Here is a 19,293-nt window from a genome sequence, read left to right on the forward strand (position 1 = left end):
GTTCGCAAACAACGGGTAATGAAAATTGCATTGGAAAGTTCTTCTCTCTTTTTTAAGAACTACACTGGTATTCCTTTTTACATTCATAATTTATACAATTCATTAAAAGATATAGATGCTATTGACCCCTATTTAGCTTTTAGGTTAAAGAGAAAGTTCAAAAAAAAATCTGACTTCCAGAAAAATCTCTTAAACAACAAACACCTTTGGCATCTAAACAATTTTGCCCTAACCACTACAAAGTTTGATGTGGCACATAGTCTACACTCTCCTTTTCTAAATTTTAGTTCGTCCTTAAAAGTTGCCACTGTACATGATTTAGCAGTACACTTACCCCAATTTAAATCATATGAGTTAACTACACCATACTTTGAAAAAAAGAGAATGGCACTTTTCAAAGATTTTAGTAAAAAGGCCGATGTAATCATTACAGTGAGCGAAGCTACAAAGCAAGATTTTCTTTCATTTTTTAATTATCCTGAAGACAGAATACATGCAATTCCGTTAGCTCCCTCACTAAAAGCTCAACAAAACAACAAAACAAATAATGATTTACTAAAGGAATTTAATGTTGCCCCAAAAACATATTTCATATCCCTAGGAGGGGTCTCCTTAAGAAAAAATACACTTAACCTTATTAAAGGTTATGCTTTATCAAAAGAGAGTCAGAATAAAAAACTAATAATCACTGGGAAAATTGAATCAAAACATTATTCCCCTGTGTTCAACTTTATTAAAGAGAACAGTTTAGAAAACAAAATTGTGATAACTGGTTATCTAAGTTCTGAGAAGCTAGCAGCACTTTATAAAAATGCAGCTGCTTTTTTGTTTCCCACATTCTATGAAGGCTTTGGTATTCCTATATTAGAAGCAATGTTAGCTGAATTGCCCGTCTTGACCAGTAACACAGGAGCTGCTCCCGAAACCTCAAAGAATCATGCCGCTTTAGTAAACCCATTTAAACCCGAAGACATTGCGGCAGGTATAGAACGCCTATCAACAATAACCGAAGACCAAATAAAACAAGCTAAACAATTTGCAACTACCTTTACCTGGGAAAGAACAGCGCAGAAGACGAAAATGGTTTATGAAAAATATATGTAATTTTATCTCTATATAGAAGAACACCGACGAATGAGAATAGGTTATGATGCCAAAAGAATTTTTCACAACAGAACTGGTCTAGGAAACTATGGACGGGATATTCTACGTATTTTAAATTCCTACCCCGAACTTGAAGAGTTTTATCTTTTCAATACCAAAACTCCTAGCATAGATAGGAAAGTTGCCTTAGAAAAATCAACAATAGTTTATCCATCGGGTTGGTTTTGGAAAAACTTCCCTTCGCTATGGCGCTTGTTCGGGCAATGGAACCAGATAAACGATTTGAGATTGGATTGGTATCACGGACTATCAGGAGAAATACCCATTCAGTTCAAAAAACGGGGCACTTCAAAAATAGTCACCATACATGATCTTATTTTCATAAGCCACCCTCAATATTATAAATTTTGGGATCGGATAATATATAAACTAAAGTTTTACTACGCTGTACATGCCGCAAACCATATTGTGGCTATAAGTGAACAGACCAAAAGAGATATCATTAAATTTTTAAAGGTTTCACCTCATAAGATTACAGTAGTCTACCAAGGTTGTCACAGTGCATTTAAAACTACTTATTCCCAAGAAGAAAAAGAGAAGGTTAGAGCAGAACATAATCTACCTAAGCAATTTATTTTAAACGTAGGCACTATACAAGAACGTAAAAATGTACTGGCAATAATCAAAGCTATTAAAGGCACTACCTATCATTTGGCTTTGGTGGGAGGCGAAAAATCCTATGCAAAAAAGGTTCGCAGATATATTACTGAACACCAAATGCAAGATCAGGTAACATTTGTAAAGAAAATTGGGGTACAAGATTTAGCTATACTCTATCAAGCCGCCACTCTGCTTTGCTACCCATCTTATTGCGAGGGATTTGGAATACCGTTAATTGAGGCTCTTTTTAGCAAGATTCCTGTTATTGTTACAAAAGGAGGCTGTTTCCCAGAAGCGGCCGGACCTGATGCTCTTTATATTGACCCAGATAATACTAAGGAAATTCAAGAAAATATTAAAAAACTATACGATAATCCAGAACTGAGAAAAGAAATGACAGACAAAGGCTTTTCTTATGTACAAAGATTTAATGATGAGAACGTGGGTGCCAATCTAGTTGCTCTCTATAAAAAGCTAGCGTAAATGGGTTGTATTTGTTTTTTTAATACGGTCAAATCTTGGGGCGGAGGAGAAAAATGGCATTTTGAAGTAAGCCAGTATCTTCATGAAAAAGGGGTTCCTGTTTTTGTGGTTGCACATCCTAAAAGTGTCCTTTCACAAAAACTTAAAACTACGGATATTCCCCATAAAACTATTGAACTATCAAACCTTAGTTTCATTAACCCTATTAAAAGGTTAGCTGTTAAAAATTGCCTCAAAAGCCAAGCTGTAGATACCATAGTCATGAATTTATCGAGCGATGTGAAAATTGCTGGACCAATTGCAAAAGAACTGAACATTAAAAGAATTATTTATAGGCGAGGTAGTGCCATACCTATCAAAAACACTTTTTCCAATCGGTATCTTTTCAAAAACGTACTTACAGAAATACTTGCAAATTCTGTAGCTACCAAAAACACCATTTTAGAGAACAATCCCAAGCTTTTTCCAAAAGAAAAAATCACGGTTATCTATAACGGTGTAGCTATTCCCGAGCAACTAGATACGGAAAGGTCCCATGCTCAAAACGGACTAATTACCCTAGTTAACCTAGGCCGTTTGGAGTTTCAAAAAAACCAAGGATTTTTACTAGATGTTGCAAAAAGGCTAATGCAAAAAGGAGTGGTATTTAAAATGATAATTGGTGGTGACGGACGTCTAAAAAGTTTACTACAATCTAGGATAGAAAATGAAGGTTTATCAAACCATGTAGAACTTTGTGGTTTTGTAGATAAGCCCTATGAATTCATTTCACATGGTGATGTATTTTTACTTTCTTCTCATTGGGAAGGTTTTGGCTACGTTCTTGCAGAAGCTGCGCTATCGGAAAGGCCATCCGTTGCTTTTAATACTAGTAGTAACCCGGAGGTAGTTTTACACGAAAAAACCGGTCTATTAACTCCTCCTAACGATATAGAAAGCTTTGTTAAAGCTATTGAAAAACTATATAATAATAGATCATTAATTACTTCAATGGGTGCTGCTGGCAGGAAATTTGTAATTGATCAGTTTGAAAAGTCGAAAAAATTAAAGGAAATAGAAGCATACTTGAAATATGAATAGGACGGAAAAGATTTCGGGCTTACTAATTACCTTAAACGAGGAAAAACACATAGAAGCTGTTTTACAGAACCTATCATTTTGTGATGAAATCATTGTTGTTGATTCCTTCAGCACAGACCGTACTGTTGAAATCATTAAAAATCATTCCAATGTTCAACTTATACAGCGGCCCTTTAAGAATTACACAGACCAAAAGCAGTTTGCCTTAGACCAAGCGGCTTATAATTGGGTGCTTTTTATGGATGCGGACGAAAGGGTAACTCCTAAACTTGAAAAAGAAATTATAGAAGAAATAGAAAATAAAACCGACTGTGCAGCTGCCTATTATTTTCTGCGAATTTTCATGTATCAGGATAAAGTACTCCGTTTTAGTGGATGGCAAACAGACAAAAATTATCGCTTATTTCAAAAAGATAAAGTGCAGTTCGTTTCTGATCGAATAGTACATGAAACTTTAGAGGTAAACGGTAATTCTAAAACATTAAAAAACCGACTAATACATTATTCATTCAACAATTATGATGAATACAAATCCAAGATGGTTAAGTACGGAAAAATGAAGGCCAGAGAGGCCTTTGAAGCAGGTAAAACAGCTAGATGGTATCATTCTGTATTAAGACCCGCATGGAAATTTTTCAACCACTATATTCTTAGGTTGGGGTTCTTGGACGGTAAAAAAGGTATTGTTATCTCCTACCTAAATGCGGTTGGTGTCTACAGTAGATTTAAAGAACTAAAACGTCTGAACTCGGCAGGAAAAAAATGAAAGTCAACCCAAAAAATATAATCTTTTTCTGCCCTACGAAAAATTGGGGTGGTATTGAAAAAAATGTATTGCTCAGGACTATTTTCCTTAGCCAAAACGGATATAATATCACCGTTGTACTATTGAAAAATACGTTTGAGGATAGATTTGCGAATATTGATAATGTTACAATCCGTACAATTACAAAACGTGGTGGTGATTTAAACCTTTCCGTCGTCCGCAATTACATCAAGATAATACAAAAAGTTAAACCACTAACGGTTTTTGCAGCTTTAAAGCGCGATTGGTGGCTAGTGTCATTAGCGGCTCACATAAAAAAAGTACCTAATATAATTCTATACCTTGGTAATATTAGAAAAATTAGAACCGGCCTTAAGTACAGTCTTGTATTCAAAACTTTTAAAGCAAAGGTTTTAGTGAATAGCGATTCCCTAAAAACAGATTTATTACAGAATAGTTCCTATTTCAATCAAGACAATTTAATTAGAATTTATAACGGCATAGAGTTACCTAAACTTCAGACAGTTGCAAATTGGGGCCCTATAGAAAAATTAAATCTACCTGAAAATCGCTTTATTATAGGCGTTGCAGGCTGGCTGAATTATAGAAAAGGATTTGACCTCCTTCCTAAAATTCTTGAGAAACTTCCTAAAAACACGCATATTATTCATGCGGGCACAGGTGGGTTTGAACTGGATATGGACCAAATTCTTTCTAACTACCCTGAACTTTCAGAACGTATTCATTTTCTAGGCCATGTTAGTAATATGGGTCAGTTCTTTCAAAATATAGATGTCTTTTTACTTTGCTCTCGTGAAGAAGGTATGGCTAACGTATTATTAGAATCTCTAAGCTATGGTAAACCTATAGTATCCTCCAAAGTTCCTGGCAGTGAAGAATTACTCGATAATGGCACTTACGGCATATTAACAGAAATTGATGATGTAACAGCCATGTCCACTGGTATACAGGCCATATTGGAAAGGAAAATAATATTTGAACCAGAACTTTTAAAGCAAAGGATAACTGATACCTTTTCTTTTAATCATATGATGGCAAATACCCAGTCACTACTTTTTCCGAGTAAAAACTAATACCACTTAAACCATGCAAAAAGAAATCAACAAATGCACAGAAGTCCTTCAAAACGGTGGTCTCATCCTCTACCCTACGGACACCGTATGGGGTATTGGCTGTGATGCAACAAACGAAGCGGCTGTTAAGAAAGTATACGATTTAAAACAACGAGAAGACAGCAAAGCTCTTATTTGTTTAGTTGCCAATGATGCCATGTTAGAACGTACTATTGAAGAGGTTCCAGAGGTCGCTTATGACATTATAGACCTTTCTACTAAACCCACAACCATAATTTACGACAAACCTAAAGGGGTTGCTAAGAATTTAGTTGCTGCGGACAATACCTTGGCTGTGAGAATAGCTTCGGACAAGTTCTGCAGATATCTCATAAATAAGTTCAAAAAACCGATTGTTTCTACATCTTCTAACATTTCTGGGTGCCCTACTCCCAAAAGTTTTGACGAAATAGACCCTGTAATTTTAAAAGGTGTGGACTATGTGGTAAATTTGCAGCCCGAACAAAAATCGGCAGTACCCTCAGCTATTATAAAACTAGGAAATGATGGTACCGTTAAGATTATTCGGAAGTAATTTATAACGCAATATATTTAATGCTTCTTTGGCAAGCACTAGTATTTAAAAATTGAACTTTTGAACCATACACAAGCGCTTTCTAACCCTATTTTTAAAATCGTTTCACAAGCTGCGGATGAACTTGGAATAGATTCTTATGTAATTGGTGGGTTTGTAAGAGATTATCTGCTAGAGAGAGGTACGCACAAAGACATAGATATTGTAGCTATTGGTAGCGGTATAGAATTGGCAAAAAAAGTAGCTTCTTTACTTAAAGAAAAACCGAACGTTAGTATTTTCAAAAACTTTGGAACGGCTATGTTACGGCATGAAGATATTGAGTTGGAATTTGTAGGGGCCCGTAAAGAGAGCTATCATAGAGATAGCCGGAAGCCTGTTGTTGAAGACGGTACGTTGGCCGATGACCAAAACCGACGTGATTTCACCATTAACGCGTTTGCAATATCTTTGAATCAAAAAAACTACGGTGAACTTTTAGACCCTTTTGATGGGGTTGCCGATTTAGAGAAAAAAATTATTCGTACGCCACTAGAGCCCGGTATTACGTATTCTGACGACCCATTGCGCATGATGCGCGCCATCCGTTTTGCTACTCAATTGAATTTTAAAATCGAAGAAAACTCTTTACAAGCAATTACGGAGCACAAAGAACGTATTACAATAATTTCCAAAGAACGTATTGTAGACGAGCTGAACAAAATTTTAGCAAGCAATAGACCTTCCATTGGCTTTTCCCTACTTAACAAAACAGCTCTTCTTTCCTATATTCTTCCTGAATTAGTTGCATTACAAGGCATAGAAGAAATTGAAGGGCAACGGCACAAAGACAATTTCTGGCATACCTTAGAAGTGGTAGATAATATTTCAGAAACTACGGATAACCTTTGGTTACGCTGGGCCGCCCTGTTACATGATATAGGCAAAGCACCCACAAAAAAATTCCACAAAAAAATAGGGTGGACCTTTCACGGGCACGAATTTGTGGGTTCAAAAATGGTATATAAGCTTTTTAAGCGATTGCGAATGCCATTGAACGACAAGATGAAATTCGTCCAAAAAATGGTACTTATGAGCTCCAGACCCATTGTTCTTTCAGAGGATTATGCAACAGATTCCGCAGTACGCCGTTTGGTTTTTGATGCCGGCGAAAATGTAGAGGACCTCATGACGCTTTGCGAAGCGGATATTACTACCAAGAACCCAAAAAAGCAAAGAAGGTATAAGAACAATTTTAAGGTTGTTCGCCAAAAAATTATAGAAGTAGAAGAACGAGATAACATACGTAAGTTTCAACCTCCTGTAAGCGGAGAAGAAATTATGAAAACCTTCAACTTAAAACCATCAAAGGAAATAGGAATTATTAAAGAAGCAATTAAAGAGGCCATTCTTGAAGGTGAAATTCCTAATGAATACGAAGCAGCAAAAGAATTTATGCTTGCAAAGGGCAAGGCAATTGGCCTTACCCCATCTTGAAAGCTAATTGAGAATTCACTCCATAGCTAAAAAGAAAAGACTAGAAATAACGTTTACAATACACCTTAAATTCTAACGTTTTAGTGTTGAAACCCTATCGCAACACAGTCTTAGGTTTAAAGTATTTTATACATTGAAAACCAGTAGTTTTATTGCACCGATATATTTAGGAACTCAACAATAACAATAGTTGTAATTAAGAAAAATAGATACCTTTACAATGGTAGATACCAGACTGTCCCCTTTTTATCCAATAAAAAAGTCATGAAAAAATTCCTCCTGATTGTACTCCTAACCGCTACATCTATCTGTGATCTTAGCGCTCAGCAAGATGCTCAGTACACACAATACATGTACAACCCAATGGCCATAAACCCGGCATATGCAGGCTCTCGTGGTGTTTTTAGTATAGCAGGATTACATCGTTCACAATGGGTTGGTGTAGAAGGCGCCCCTAAAACCCAAACCCTTAATTTTCATACACCGGTATCGGACAGAGTGGGCATAGGACTATCTATTGTTAATGATGATATAGGAAACGGCACAAGTCAAGAAACCTACTTTGATGGTGTTTTTTCATATACCGTTCCAATTTCAAGGGAAGCAAAACTAGCATTTGGATTAAAGGCTAGTGCACATATTCTAAACTTGGATTTTAGCAAATTATCCAATTATAGCAATGAAGTTTCTGGAACTGGTCTAACCAATATTGACAATAAATTCTCTCCAAATTTTGGAGCAGGTGTATATTATTACGACGAGCGTTTCTACGTGGGTCTATCTGTCCCTAATTTCTTGGCTACAAAACATTTTGATGGAGATGCTTCTAGCTCTTCTTTTTTAGCAAAGGAACGCATGAACTTTTATTTAATAACAGGCTATGTTTATGACCTGAATCAAAGATGGCAATTTAAACCTACATTATTGATGAAGGCGGTAAACGGAGCTCCGTTGCAGGTAGATGTATCAGCTAATTTTATGTTCAATAATAAGTTCATTTTAGGTGCTGGTTACCGATGGGACGCTGCTCTAAGTGCTCTTTTTGGTTTTCAAGCATCTGACCAGATATTATTAGGCCTCGCGTATGACAGGGAAGTAACGGAATTAGGCGGTTCTCGCTTCAATGACGGGTCGTTTGAAATAGTGCTCAGATATGAGTTTCGCTCGCGATTCGGAAGAAGAACCATAGCACCAAGGTTCTTCTAAATATTAAAGTATCACACATGCTTACTAGCCCATTTTTTTGTGGAAGATTAAACCTTATTTATAGTATTCTTTATTTCAATTTTCTTAAAAAGATTCAAAAATTCAATAGTTGAACTAGGTTATCCTACATAATAGCAAGCCTTTACATCTAGTTTTTCACACTATACAACATATAATTTGCAAGGTCTTCTAAGCCTGTTAAATTTACACTACATCCTTGTAAGTCTTTATTTACAATAGTCGCGTTTTTTTGACTATTCTAGAGGTTTTATGAAATATGTTCCCTATTGGCTAATCATTTTAAAAAAAAATTCGGAGTATTACTCCTATTGATGCTGGCCTATACGGCAACAGCTCAACAAACCACAAATTGGACAACGGTTTCACCCACTGTATGGGAATCCCTAACCAATGATGGTCTTGTACGCGTTGAGTGTAGAGTATCCAATGGTGTTAGTATTTTAGGGCCAGAAATCATGGGTTGTACCAGTGCAGCAACGTATAGTGACCCCGCGGTATTTGGAAGTCCTTCTCTGGAAATTTCTGCGAGTTCGAATGATCCTGGCACACTCAATTTCTATTTTTTTGATGCCGTAACTAACTCACCGGTTTGGATTGTAAATCCAATTATACATGCTGATAAGGTGGGCACTTTCTCTGTAATTCCATTTCTTGGAAGTGGTACAGCCACGGGCAACTTCAATATTACCAATACCACATGGACGGAACTAAGCTCCAACGGACCAATATTTCAATCTACCCCTACTCTTTTTAACATTGATGGTAACGCGTTGCTTTTCAGTGGTGGTGGGGAGTGCATCAATGGCTCCAATACTGGAACGGGAGGAGGAAGCTTAAGAGTTGAAAATGTGACTCAATCTACTGAGATGAATGTTGATGTTACAGGAGGTTTCCTTATATTTTCGGCAGCTTCCGATGAAGTAGAATTTGTACTTACCGATCTCATAATTGCAGAACCTGAAATTGAAGTAACCAAAACGGCTGTTGAAAATTTTGGAGACCCAGTAAGTGTAGGAAATACTGTTGATTATACCATCACTGTTGAAAACACGGGAAATGTAACATTAAATGCTATTGATCTAACGGATACGTTTACAGATATAGACCTAAATACGTTGACATTAACAAGTGGCCCAACCTTTGACTCGTCATCTATGGGTTCCCCTGAAGGAACACTTCTTGCTACCGAAACTGCCACCTACCTAGCAAGTTTCGCCTTAAACTCAACTGCTATAGAAGCTGGAGGGGTTAGTAATCAAGTTACTGTCCTTGCTGATAGTCCGTATGGAACGGATGATGTAGATGACCTTTCTGATGATGGTATTGATACTGATGGAAATATTGTGGATGACCCGACCATAACATATTTCCCAACTACCACAAATGATGCTGCCTCTGTTTGTGAAGAAGGTTTTATAGATATTAATGTTCTTTCAAACGATAATTTTGGAGGAAACGGACCTGCTTCTGGAAGTGTTTTTATTGTTACCTCTGCTTCATCAGGAACAGCAGTAGTCGATAATAACGGTACACCATCCACCCCTACAGATGACTTTATAACCTATACGTCAGCTACTGGATATACAGGTTCTGACAGTTTTGTTTATGGAATAAGAGATAGTAAAGGATACGAACAACATGCCACGGTATCCATTTCGGAACAGGCCTTGCCAAGTGCAGGTACCGACGGAACTTTGACCATTTGCGAAGGAACAACAGTCACCGAATCTCAACTTTTCGATGAATTAGGTTCTCCCGATTCAGGTGGAACCTGGTCACCGGCAATGGCGGGTGCTGGAACGTACACCTATACCGTGCCGGCTACCTCACCGTGTACAGGTAATGATACCTCCGAAGTCGTAGTCACGGAACAACCTTTACCAAATGCAGGAACTGATGGTTCGCTAACCATCTGCGAAGGTACTATCGTAACAGAAACTCAACTTTTTAATCAACTAGGCAACTCCCCCAATTCTGGAGGAACTTGGTCCCCGGCAATGGCGGGTGCGGGAACCTATACTTACACCGTAACAGCAACTGCGCCTTGTACAACTGACGATACCTCCCAAGTTGTGGTGACAGAACAACCGTTACCGAACGCGGGAACCGATGGTGCTTTGACCATTTGCGAAGGAACAACAGTCACAGAATCACAATTATTTGCTCAACTAGGTGCTCCCGATTCTGGTGGAACATGGTCCCCGGCAATGGGCGGTGCGGGAACCTATACTTACACCGTGACCGCAACTGCGCCTTGTACAACTGACGATACCTCCCAAGTCGTGGTGACCGAACAACCCTTACCGAACGCGGGAACCGACGGAACTCTGACCATTTGTGAAGGAACGACAGTTACAGAAACTGTGCTATTTGCTCAACTTGGTTCTCCCGATTCTGGTGGAACTTGGTCACCGGCAATGGCGGGTGCTGGAACGTACACCTACACCGTTGCAGCAACTTCGCCTTGTACAACCGACGATACCTCCCAAGTCGTGGTAACCGAACAACCCTTACCGAACGCGGGAACCGATGGTGCCTTGACCATTTGCGAAGGAACAACAGTGACAGAAACTCAATTATTAGCTCAACTAGGTTCTCCCGATTCTGGTGGGACTTGGTCTCCAGCAATGGGCGGTGCCGGAACCTACACCTACACCGTGCCGGCTAACTCACCCTGTACAACTGATGATACCTCGGAAGTCGTGGTGACAGAACAACCCATACCGAACGCGGGAACCGACGGAACTCTGACCATTTGTGAAGGAACAACAGTTACAGAGTCCCAATTATTTGCTCAACTAGGTTCTCCCGATTCTGGTGGAACATGGTCCCCGGCAATGGGCGGTGCGGGAACATATACTTACACCGTGACCGCAACTTCGCCTTGTACAACTGACGATACCTCGGAAGTCGTGGTGACCGAACAACCCTTACCGAATGCAGGTACCGATGGCGCCTTGACCATTTGCGAAGGAACAACAGTCACAGAATCACAATTATTAGCTCAACTAGGTTCTCCCGATTCTGGTGGAACTTGGTCACCGGCAATGGGCGGTGCGGGAACCTATACTTATACTGTTGCGGCTACCTCACCCTGTACAACTGACGATACCTCCCAAGTCGTGGTGACCGAACAACCCTTACCGAACGCGGGTACCGACGGAACTTTGACCATTTGTGCTGGAACAACAGTCACAGAATCACAATTATTAGCTCAACTAGGTTCTCCCGATTCTGGTGGAACTTGGTCACCGGCAATGGGCGGTGCGGGAACCTATATTTACACCGTAACAGCAACTGCGCCTTGTACAACCGATGATACTTCGGAAGTCGTGGTATCAGAACAAGCTCAACCCAACGCAGGTACCGATGGTGCTTTGACCATTTGCGAAGGAACAACAGTCACCGAATCTCAGCTTTTCAATGAGCTAGGTTCTCCCGATTCCGGGGGAACCTGGTCCCCGGCAATGGCGGGTGCGGGAACCTATACTTACACCGTAACAGCAACTGCGCCTTGTACAACTAACGATACCTCCCAAGTCGTGGTAACCGAACAACCCTTACCGAACGCGGGAACCGACGGAACTTTGACCATTTGTGAAGGAACAACAGTTACAGAATCCCAATTATTTGCCCAAATAGGAACTCATGATTCTGGTGGAACATGGTCCCCGACAATGGCAGGAGCTGGAACCTATATTTACACCGTAACAGCAACTGCGCCTTGTACAACTGATGATACCTCCCAAGTCGTGGTGACAGAACAACCCTTACCGAACGCGGGAACCGATGGTGCTTTGACCATTTGTGCTGGAACGATAGTGACAGAATCCCAATTATTAGCTCAACTAGGTTCTCCCGATTCTAGTGGGACTTGGTCCCCGGCAATGGGCGGTGCAGGAACCTATACCTATACCGTTGCGGCTATTTCGCCTTGTACCGCGGACGATACCTCCCAAGTCGTGGTAACCGAACAACCCTTACCGAATGCAGGTACAGACGGTACTTTGACCATTTGTGAAGGAACGACTGTTACAGAATCACAATTATTTGCTCAAATAGGAACTCATGATTCTGGCGGGACTTGGTCCCCGACAATGGCGGGTGCTGGAACGTACACCTATACCGTGCCAGCTACCTCTCCGTGTACAGGTAATGATACCTCGGAAGTCGTGGTGTCAAAACAAACTCAACCCAACGCAGGTACCGACGGTGCCTTGACCATTTGCGAAGGAATGACAGTCACTGAATCTCAACTTTTCGATGAATTAGGTTCTCCCGATTCTGGTGGGACTTGGTCTCCAGCAATGAGCGGTGCGGGAACCTATACTTACACCGTGACCGCAACTTCGCCTTGTACAACTGACGATACTTCGGAAGTCGTGGTGACCGAACAACCCTTACCGAACGCAGGTACCGACGGAACTCTGACCATTTGTGAAAGCACTATCGTTACAGAAACCCAGCTTTTCGATGAATTAGGTTCTCCCGATTCAGGTGGAACATGGTCACCGGCAATGGGCGGTGCGGGAACCTATACTTACACCGTGACCGCAACTTCGCCTTGTACAACTGACGATACCTCCCAAGTCGTGGTGACCGAACAACTTAATCCAAATGCGGGAACCGACGGAACTCTGACCATTTGCGAAGGAACGACAGTTACAGAATCTCAACTTTTCGATGAATTAGGTGCTCCCGATTCTGGTGGAACATGGTCCCCGGCAATGGCGGGTGCGGGAACCTATACTTACACCGTAACAGCAACTGCGCCTTGTACAACTAACGATACCTCCCAAGTCGTGGTAACCGAACAACCCTTACCGAACGCAGGTACCGATGCACCGTGACCGCAACTTCGCCTTGTACAACTGACGATACCTCCCAAGTCGTGGTGACCGAACAACCCTTACCGAACGCAGGTACCGATGGTGCTTTGACCATTTGTGAAGGAACGACAGTTACAGAAACCCAGCTTTTTGCAGAACTAGATGGAACTCCTGATTCAGGAGGAACCTGGTCTCCCGCAATGGCAGGTGCGGGAACTTATACCTATACCGTAAGAGCGACTTCACCGTGTACCGGTGATGTTACCTCAGAAGTCCTGGTAACGGAACAACCTTTGCCTAATGCAGGTACCGATGGTTCCCTGACCATTTGTGAAGGAACTACGGTTACAGAAATTCAACTTTTTGCAGAACTTGGTGGAACTCCGAATTCTGGCGGAACCTGGTCACCCGCAATGGCAAGTGCGGGAACGTACAACTATACGATTTCAAGCTCAGTTTGCGAAAATGCTACATCAATTGTAACCGTTACCGAAGAATATCAAACTAATGCAGGAACAGATGCTACACTCACCATATGTCCTAATACAACGGTAACCCAAAGTCAACTTTTATCCCTTTTACAAACAAACGACACCCGTGGTACATGGAATCCCAATCCTGAAGGTGCCAACGCTGGAGTTTACACCTATACTATCCCAGGAAATATATGCAATGGTGAGACATCTTCAACAGTTACAGTTGTGATTTCTGATCTTGATTCTGATGGAGATACCGTATTGGACTGTAATGAAATAATTGATGGAACCGACCCTTTTGATGATTGTGATTCTATTGGCGGAATACCACTGTCTACTAGCGATTGTGATAATGACAATCTAACGGAGGAAGAAGAATATTTATTAGGTACCGACCCTACTAATCCTGATACAGATGGTGACGGCGTTACAGACGGACAAGAAGTATCTGATAATACCGATCCATTAGACAGTTGCGATTTTGTCATTGAAAGTCAAACCCTTGTACCGTCTAGATTATGGAATATGGAGGATTGCGATATGGACAATCTTACAAATGCACAGGAAATAGATAGGGGTACTGATCCCACCAACCCAGATACAGATGGCGATACTATAAATGATGGTCAAGAAGTAAAAGACAACACTGACCCCCTTGACCCATGCGATTCAATTGGCGGTACACCTCCAAATAATATTTCGTGTGAATTATTCGTTGAATTAGATATTGTAAGACCCGGAGATATTTTAAATGGCGCATTTAAAATTATAAACATTGACCGTTTTCCGGACAATCACGTTGAAATATTTAACCGTTGGGGAATTCTAGTTTGGGAGAGTTCTGTTTACGATAATCAGAATAATGCATTTGATGGATTATCTAGAGGAAGAATTACCATAATGGAAAATCAAAAATTGCCTGCTGGTGTTTATTTCTATAAAATAAAATATGTATCCAAAGGAGAAGACAAGATGAAAGAAGGATACTTATATGTGATACGCTAAACATGAAAAAAACAATTCTTACAGCTCTGTTTCTACTTGTAGCGATGCTCAATTGCTTTAGCCAGCAAGATGCGCAATTCACGCAGTATATGTACAACACCTTAACAGTAAATCCCGCATATGCTGGCTCTAGGGATGTTCTGGGTGTTTCGTTATTACACAGGTCGCAATGGGTGGGTTTAGATGGCGCCCCTAGCACCCAAACTTTTAATATTCAAGGCCCATATAATGACAAAGTTGGACTAGGGTTTTCTATCGTTCACGATGAGATTGGCAACAACACCAACCAAAACACCAATTTTAATCTTGCTTTTTCATATAGCCTACCCACTTCTGAAAAATATCAACTTTCATTTGGTATCACGGCAGGCGGACACCTATTGAACGTAGATTTTAATAAACTGAGAAACTATAGCGCAAGTCTAGCTCCGTCCGTAGAAGATGAGCTATACAAGAAATTTTCCCCGAACATAGGCGCTGGAGTCTATTTTCATTCTAATAAATTTTATGTAGGGCTATCGGTTCCCGACTTTTTAGAGACAGAGCACTTTCAAAGTCCAGATAATAATAACTCGGTCATAGCTTCTGAGCGTATGAACTTTTATCTAATTTCCGGATATGTTTTTGACCTCAATTCTTCTTTAAAATTTAAACCTGCCTACCTTGTAAAGGCTGTTGCTGGTGCCCCACTTCAGGTTGACCTTTCCGCCAACTTTCTCCTAAGTGAAAAATTTACTTTAGGTGCTGCTTATCGCTTAGATGCGGCAGTAAGTGCTCTCTTTGGATTTCAAATGGGCAAACAGTTTATGCTAGGCCTTGCCTATGACAGAGAAACATCTTCCTTAGGTGGCACACAGTTTAATGATGGTTCTTTTGAAATATTCCTTAGGTATGAATTCATAAAGAATTCTAAAATTGACCTAACCCCAAGATTCTTTTAGATATGAGTATAAAATCAACATATCTACTTATTCTAATCCTTGTGACCGCAGGGAGTTCTAGCTGTTTCGCTCAACGAGACAAGAAAGCGGCCGATGCCGATAACTTTGACCACTATGCATATATGCAAGAAATAGAATCCTACTCCTCTTTGCTGAAAAAAGGATATGACCAGGTCACCATTCACAAAAAATTAGGGAACGCAAATTACCATAGTGCTAATTACGATGTAGCTACATTTTGGTATGGAAAACTTTTAAAAAATAAAGAAGTGGCTGTATCCCCAGATTATCTATATCGCTATGCGCTAGCCCTTAAGAGCGTTAAAAGATACGATGAGTCTGATGAATGGATGGGGAAATTTCAACGTATTAAGAACAATGACACTCGTGCAAACCTCTTTGCAAATAACACCAATTATTTAAAGGACATACAGATACCTAAGGAGCAATATACTATAGAAAATTTGGCTACTCTCAATTCAAAAGAGTCAGATTTTGCGCCTTCATATTTTCAAGAAAATCTTGTTTTCACTACCGCTAGGGACCTTGAAGTTCAGAAATACAACACATTATTATACACAAACTTATATCAGTCAAAAGTTTCAGAAGAAGGCAAAATAAGTGAGCTTTCAGGTCTTTCAGAAATACTGAACACAAAGGCAAATGAGTCCTCCACAACCTTTTCTAAAGATGGCGAAACCGTATATTTTACTAGAAATAATTTTTCCAAAAAATCATTTAAACGGGATAAAAAAGGAATCAGCAGACTTAAAATTTATAGAGCTTTTAGAAATGGAGACTCATGGTCAGAACCAGAAGACCTCCCCTTTAACAGTACAGATTACTCCGTTGCCCACCCCTCTTTAAGTAGTGATGGTACTAAACTCTACTTTGCATCAGATATGCCCGGTGGTATGGGAGCATCAGATATTTATGTGGTAAACGTTATATCAAACGGTAGTTTTGGAGACCCCATAAATCTTGGGCCTCAAATTAATACAGAAGGAAAGGAAACTTTCCCCTTTATTGCTGATTCAGACATTTTATATTTTGCCTCAAATGGTCACCCAGGTCTTGGGGGGCTCGATATTTTTAAAGTCGATTTAAACAAAGAAAATAAAGCTACAAATTTGGGTAGCCCAATAAATAGCCCTGAAGATGACTTTTCTTTGGTAATGGATTTATCCGAAGAGAATGGTTATTTTGCCTCAAACCGAAAAGGTGGTATTGGTAATGATGACATATTTAGGTTAAAACGAAGTGATACGGATTGTTTTACTTTTATAGAAGGTAGGGCCGTAGACAAAGATTCTGATATGCCTTTGGCCGAAACACAAATTGAAGTTTTTGACTACGAAGGTGAAAAAATAGGAGAAACTATAACAGCTTCGGATGGTTCTTATACCGTGCGCATACCGTGTCAAGAAAAGCAGTACCAACTATCTGGCAGCAAAGATGGTTATGAAGTAGGTAGCCTTTATATGCTGACCAGTAGCGACAAAAAACAAATTAAAGATACCCGTTTAGAATTGGAACAATCTGCCAAGGTTGCGGATGTAGGTTCAGATTTGGTAAAAGTTTTAAAGCTTACCCCTATTTACTTTGACCTAAACAGTTCTTATTTACGAAAAGATGCCTATGCCGAGTTAAACAAGGTTGTGGATTATATGAGTAAAAGGCCTGATATAAAAATTGCCGTAGGTTCTCATACCGACAGCCGTGAAGGAGACGATTACAACTTGTGGCTATCCAAGCGCAGAGCTATGAGAACTGTTCAATATATAACTTCAAAAGGCATTGACCCATCACGCATTTCAGGTACGGGTTACGGTGAAACCCAATTATTAAACAAATGTGCAAACGGTATTAGATGTCCAGAAAGAGAACATCAACTAAACAGACGTTCTGAATTCATTGTCATGGAAAAATAACTATTTTCTTGTTCAAGAAATAGCTCAATTTCCCTTAAAATTCTTTAAGTAACCTTATTTTTGCACAAAGGAAAATTCACCTATGCAGAAAAATTTCAGACAGGTTGCAAAAGTAGCTTTGGTTCTTGTATATCTCGTTATTATTGCCGGTGCAGTGGTTCGAGGAACAGGCAGTGGTATGGGGTGTCCTGATTGGCCTAAATGTTTTGGTCACTATATCCCCCCTACTGAAATTTCAGAACTACAGTGGAAACCTGACACCGATATTAAAAAGGGACAAATTATAATTGTAGATGAGACCCTTCAAGTGGCAAGTGAAGCTTTTAAAACCAGTTCTACTTTTGATAAAACTAAATGGCAAACCTATACTAAACATGACTATGCCCAATTTAACGCCGCCCATACTTGGATAGAGTACATTAACCGTCTGTTTGGTGCGTTAGCCGGTTTAGCAACGTTTGTATTGGCTATCATGTCCATTCGTCTCTTTAAAACAAATAAGAACATTACCATTCTGTCTTGGCTGGTAGTTTTTGGTATGGGCTTCCAGGCTTGGTTGGGCGCAACTGTAGTTTATTCGCTCTTGGAGCCTGTTAAAATTACCGTACATATGGTAATGGCTCTGGTTATAGTAGCCTTTTTACTCTATATTATTTATATGACCAAAGCATCTGGCGATAAACCAAAAACCTACAAAGACATTATTCCGCTTTTATCTTTCGTGCTTTTCATGACCTTAATTCAAGTAGTCTTGGGCACACAAGTAAGACAGTTTGTAGACGAACGCATGGATATTTTTGGAGATGCTGCCAAAAGCCAATGGTTGGCGAATGCTGATTGGCATTTTTACGTTCACCGGTCCCTTTCAATAGTAATAGTATTGTTGAATGTTTTTCTAGCACAACGCATTTATAAGTACAAGCTTAATTTTCCTAAAATTAATTGGGTATTATTATTCTTATTTATAGAAGCAATGTCAGGCATTGCTATGTATTACTTCCATTTTCCGTTCGCTTCGCAACCTATACATCTGGTATTGGCCAGCTTACTTTTTGGGGTTCAGTTTTATTTACTTTTAGAAGCTATAAGTGCTAAAAAAAGCTATAAATCTTTGTAACTTTGTCCACCCTTAAAAATTGCGGTTATGATTTACAAAATACGTATCATCTTAGATGCCAAAGAAGATATCTTTAGAGACCTTGAGATAGAAGCGAGCACTTCCATGGAAGAGTTTCATAATTCTATTGCACAGTCTTTTGGGTTTTTAGGCAATGAAATGGCCTCTTTTTACACTTGTGATGAGGAGTGGAACCAAGATGAAGAAATCGCCCTTTTTGATATGAGCGATAACGGTTCGGACGTGAGATTGATGAACGAAACCTTTTTAGAGGATGTCATGACCGAAGATGCCCCTAAGCTTATCTATGTTTATGATTTTCTAAGCATGTGGACATTCTACGTAGAGCTTGCAGATATTGTTGAACCGGAATCTGGTGTTGCATACCCTAATTTATTATTCAGTTTTGGAGAGCTTCCCGAAACACCACCAGAAAAGAATTTTGAGTCAAAACCAAAATTTGATTTTGACGATACCTTTGATAATTATGATGACCTTGATTTTGATGAAAACTGGAATTAAATCCATTA

At 39.7% G+C, this 19,293-nt stretch carries 14 protein-coding genes; all 14 read left to right on the top strand.

Features of this window, described 5'->3' with window-relative positions; translation table 11 throughout:
- Positions 1 to 18 precede the first annotated feature (18 nt).
- The 14 genes from IWC72_RS00640 to IWC72_RS00705 all read left to right on the top strand — a co-directional run bounded on the left by IWC72_RS00640 (position 19) and on the right by IWC72_RS00705 (position 19,285).
- A complete protein-coding gene (locus IWC72_RS00640) occupies positions 19 to 1,104 on the top strand; it encodes a glycosyltransferase family 4 protein (RefSeq protein ID WP_194524339.1) in 1,086 nt (361 codons plus the stop codon).
- A 30-nt stretch (positions 1,105 to 1,134) separates the two neighbouring features.
- Positions 1,135 to 2,247 carry a glycosyltransferase family 4 protein gene (locus tag IWC72_RS00645; RefSeq protein WP_194524340.1) on the top strand — a complete coding sequence of 371 codons (1,113 nt, stop codon included), beginning with the start codon at positions 1,135 to 1,137 and terminating at the stop codon, positions 2,245 to 2,247.
- Complete coding sequence (locus tag IWC72_RS00650) at positions 2,248 to 3,327, top strand: glycosyltransferase (RefSeq protein WP_194528498.1); 1,080 nt, start codon at positions 2,248 to 2,250, stop codon at positions 3,325 to 3,327.
- Positions 3,320 to 4,093, top strand: a complete 774-nt coding sequence (locus IWC72_RS00655; RefSeq protein ID WP_194524342.1) for a glycosyltransferase family 2 protein — start codon at positions 3,320 to 3,322, stop codon at positions 4,091 to 4,093. Before IWC72_RS00650 ends, IWC72_RS00655 begins: the two co-directional genes overlap by 8 nt.
- The gene (locus IWC72_RS00660) at positions 4,090 to 5,187 is read left to right on the top strand and encodes a glycosyltransferase (protein ID WP_194524343.1); all 1,098 of its coding nucleotides are present in this window, start codon (positions 4,090 to 4,092) and stop codon (positions 5,185 to 5,187) included. The genes IWC72_RS00655 and IWC72_RS00660 overlap by 4 nt, the downstream gene beginning before the upstream one ends.
- Positions 5,188 to 5,200: 13 nt before the next feature.
- On the top strand, positions 5,201 to 5,761 hold the full coding sequence (locus IWC72_RS00665) for an L-threonylcarbamoyladenylate synthase (protein ID WP_194528499.1): 561 nt from the start codon (positions 5,201 to 5,203) through the stop codon (positions 5,759 to 5,761).
- 60 nt (positions 5,762 to 5,821) lie between these two features.
- Positions 5,822 to 7,237 (top strand): CCA tRNA nucleotidyltransferase, encoded by a 1,416-nt coding sequence (locus IWC72_RS00670; protein WP_226979457.1) that lies wholly within the window; start codon positions 5,822 to 5,824, stop codon positions 7,235 to 7,237.
- Positions 7,238 to 7,501: 264 nt separating this feature from the next.
- Positions 7,502 to 8,443 carry a PorP/SprF family type IX secretion system membrane protein gene (locus IWC72_RS00675; protein WP_194524345.1) on the top strand — a complete coding sequence of 314 codons (942 nt, stop codon included), beginning with the start codon at positions 7,502 to 7,504 and terminating at the stop codon, positions 8,441 to 8,443.
- 287 nt (positions 8,444 to 8,730) lie between these two features.
- Positions 8,731 to 13,314, top strand: a complete 4,584-nt coding sequence (locus IWC72_RS00680) for a DUF7507 domain-containing protein (RefSeq protein ID WP_194528500.1) — start codon at positions 8,731 to 8,733, stop codon at positions 13,312 to 13,314.
- Positions 13,311 to 14,774 carry a gliding motility-associated C-terminal domain-containing protein gene (locus IWC72_RS00685; protein WP_194528501.1) on the top strand — a complete coding sequence of 488 codons (1,464 nt, stop codon included), beginning with the start codon at positions 13,311 to 13,313 and terminating at the stop codon, positions 14,772 to 14,774. The genes IWC72_RS00680 and IWC72_RS00685 overlap by 4 nt, the downstream gene beginning before the upstream one ends.
- A 2-nt stretch (positions 14,775 to 14,776) precedes the next feature.
- Entirely contained in the window at positions 14,777 to 15,715 is a 939-nt protein-coding gene (locus IWC72_RS00690; protein ID WP_194524347.1) for a PorP/SprF family type IX secretion system membrane protein, read from the top strand.
- 2 nt (positions 15,716 to 15,717) lie between these two features.
- Positions 15,718 to 17,646, top strand: coding sequence for an OmpA family protein (locus tag IWC72_RS00695; RefSeq protein ID WP_194528502.1), 1,929 nt, complete (start codon positions 15,718 to 15,720; stop codon positions 17,644 to 17,646).
- A gap of 82 nt (positions 17,647 to 17,728) precedes the next feature.
- The gene (locus tag IWC72_RS00700) at positions 17,729 to 18,763 is read left to right on the top strand and encodes a COX15/CtaA family protein (RefSeq protein WP_194528503.1); all 1,035 of its coding nucleotides are present in this window, start codon (positions 17,729 to 17,731) and stop codon (positions 18,761 to 18,763) included.
- A 27-nt stretch (positions 18,764 to 18,790) separates the two neighbouring features.
- The gene (locus tag IWC72_RS00705; protein ID WP_194524350.1) at positions 18,791 to 19,285 is read left to right on the top strand and encodes an IS1096 element passenger TnpR family protein; all 495 of its coding nucleotides are present in this window, start codon (positions 18,791 to 18,793) and stop codon (positions 19,283 to 19,285) included.
- Positions 19,286 to 19,293: the final 8 nt, after the last annotated feature.

It is taken from the genome of Zobellia roscoffensis, from assembly GCF_015330165.1.
GTDB classification, from domain to species: Bacteria; Bacteroidota; Bacteroidia; order Flavobacteriales; family Flavobacteriaceae; genus Zobellia; species Zobellia roscoffensis.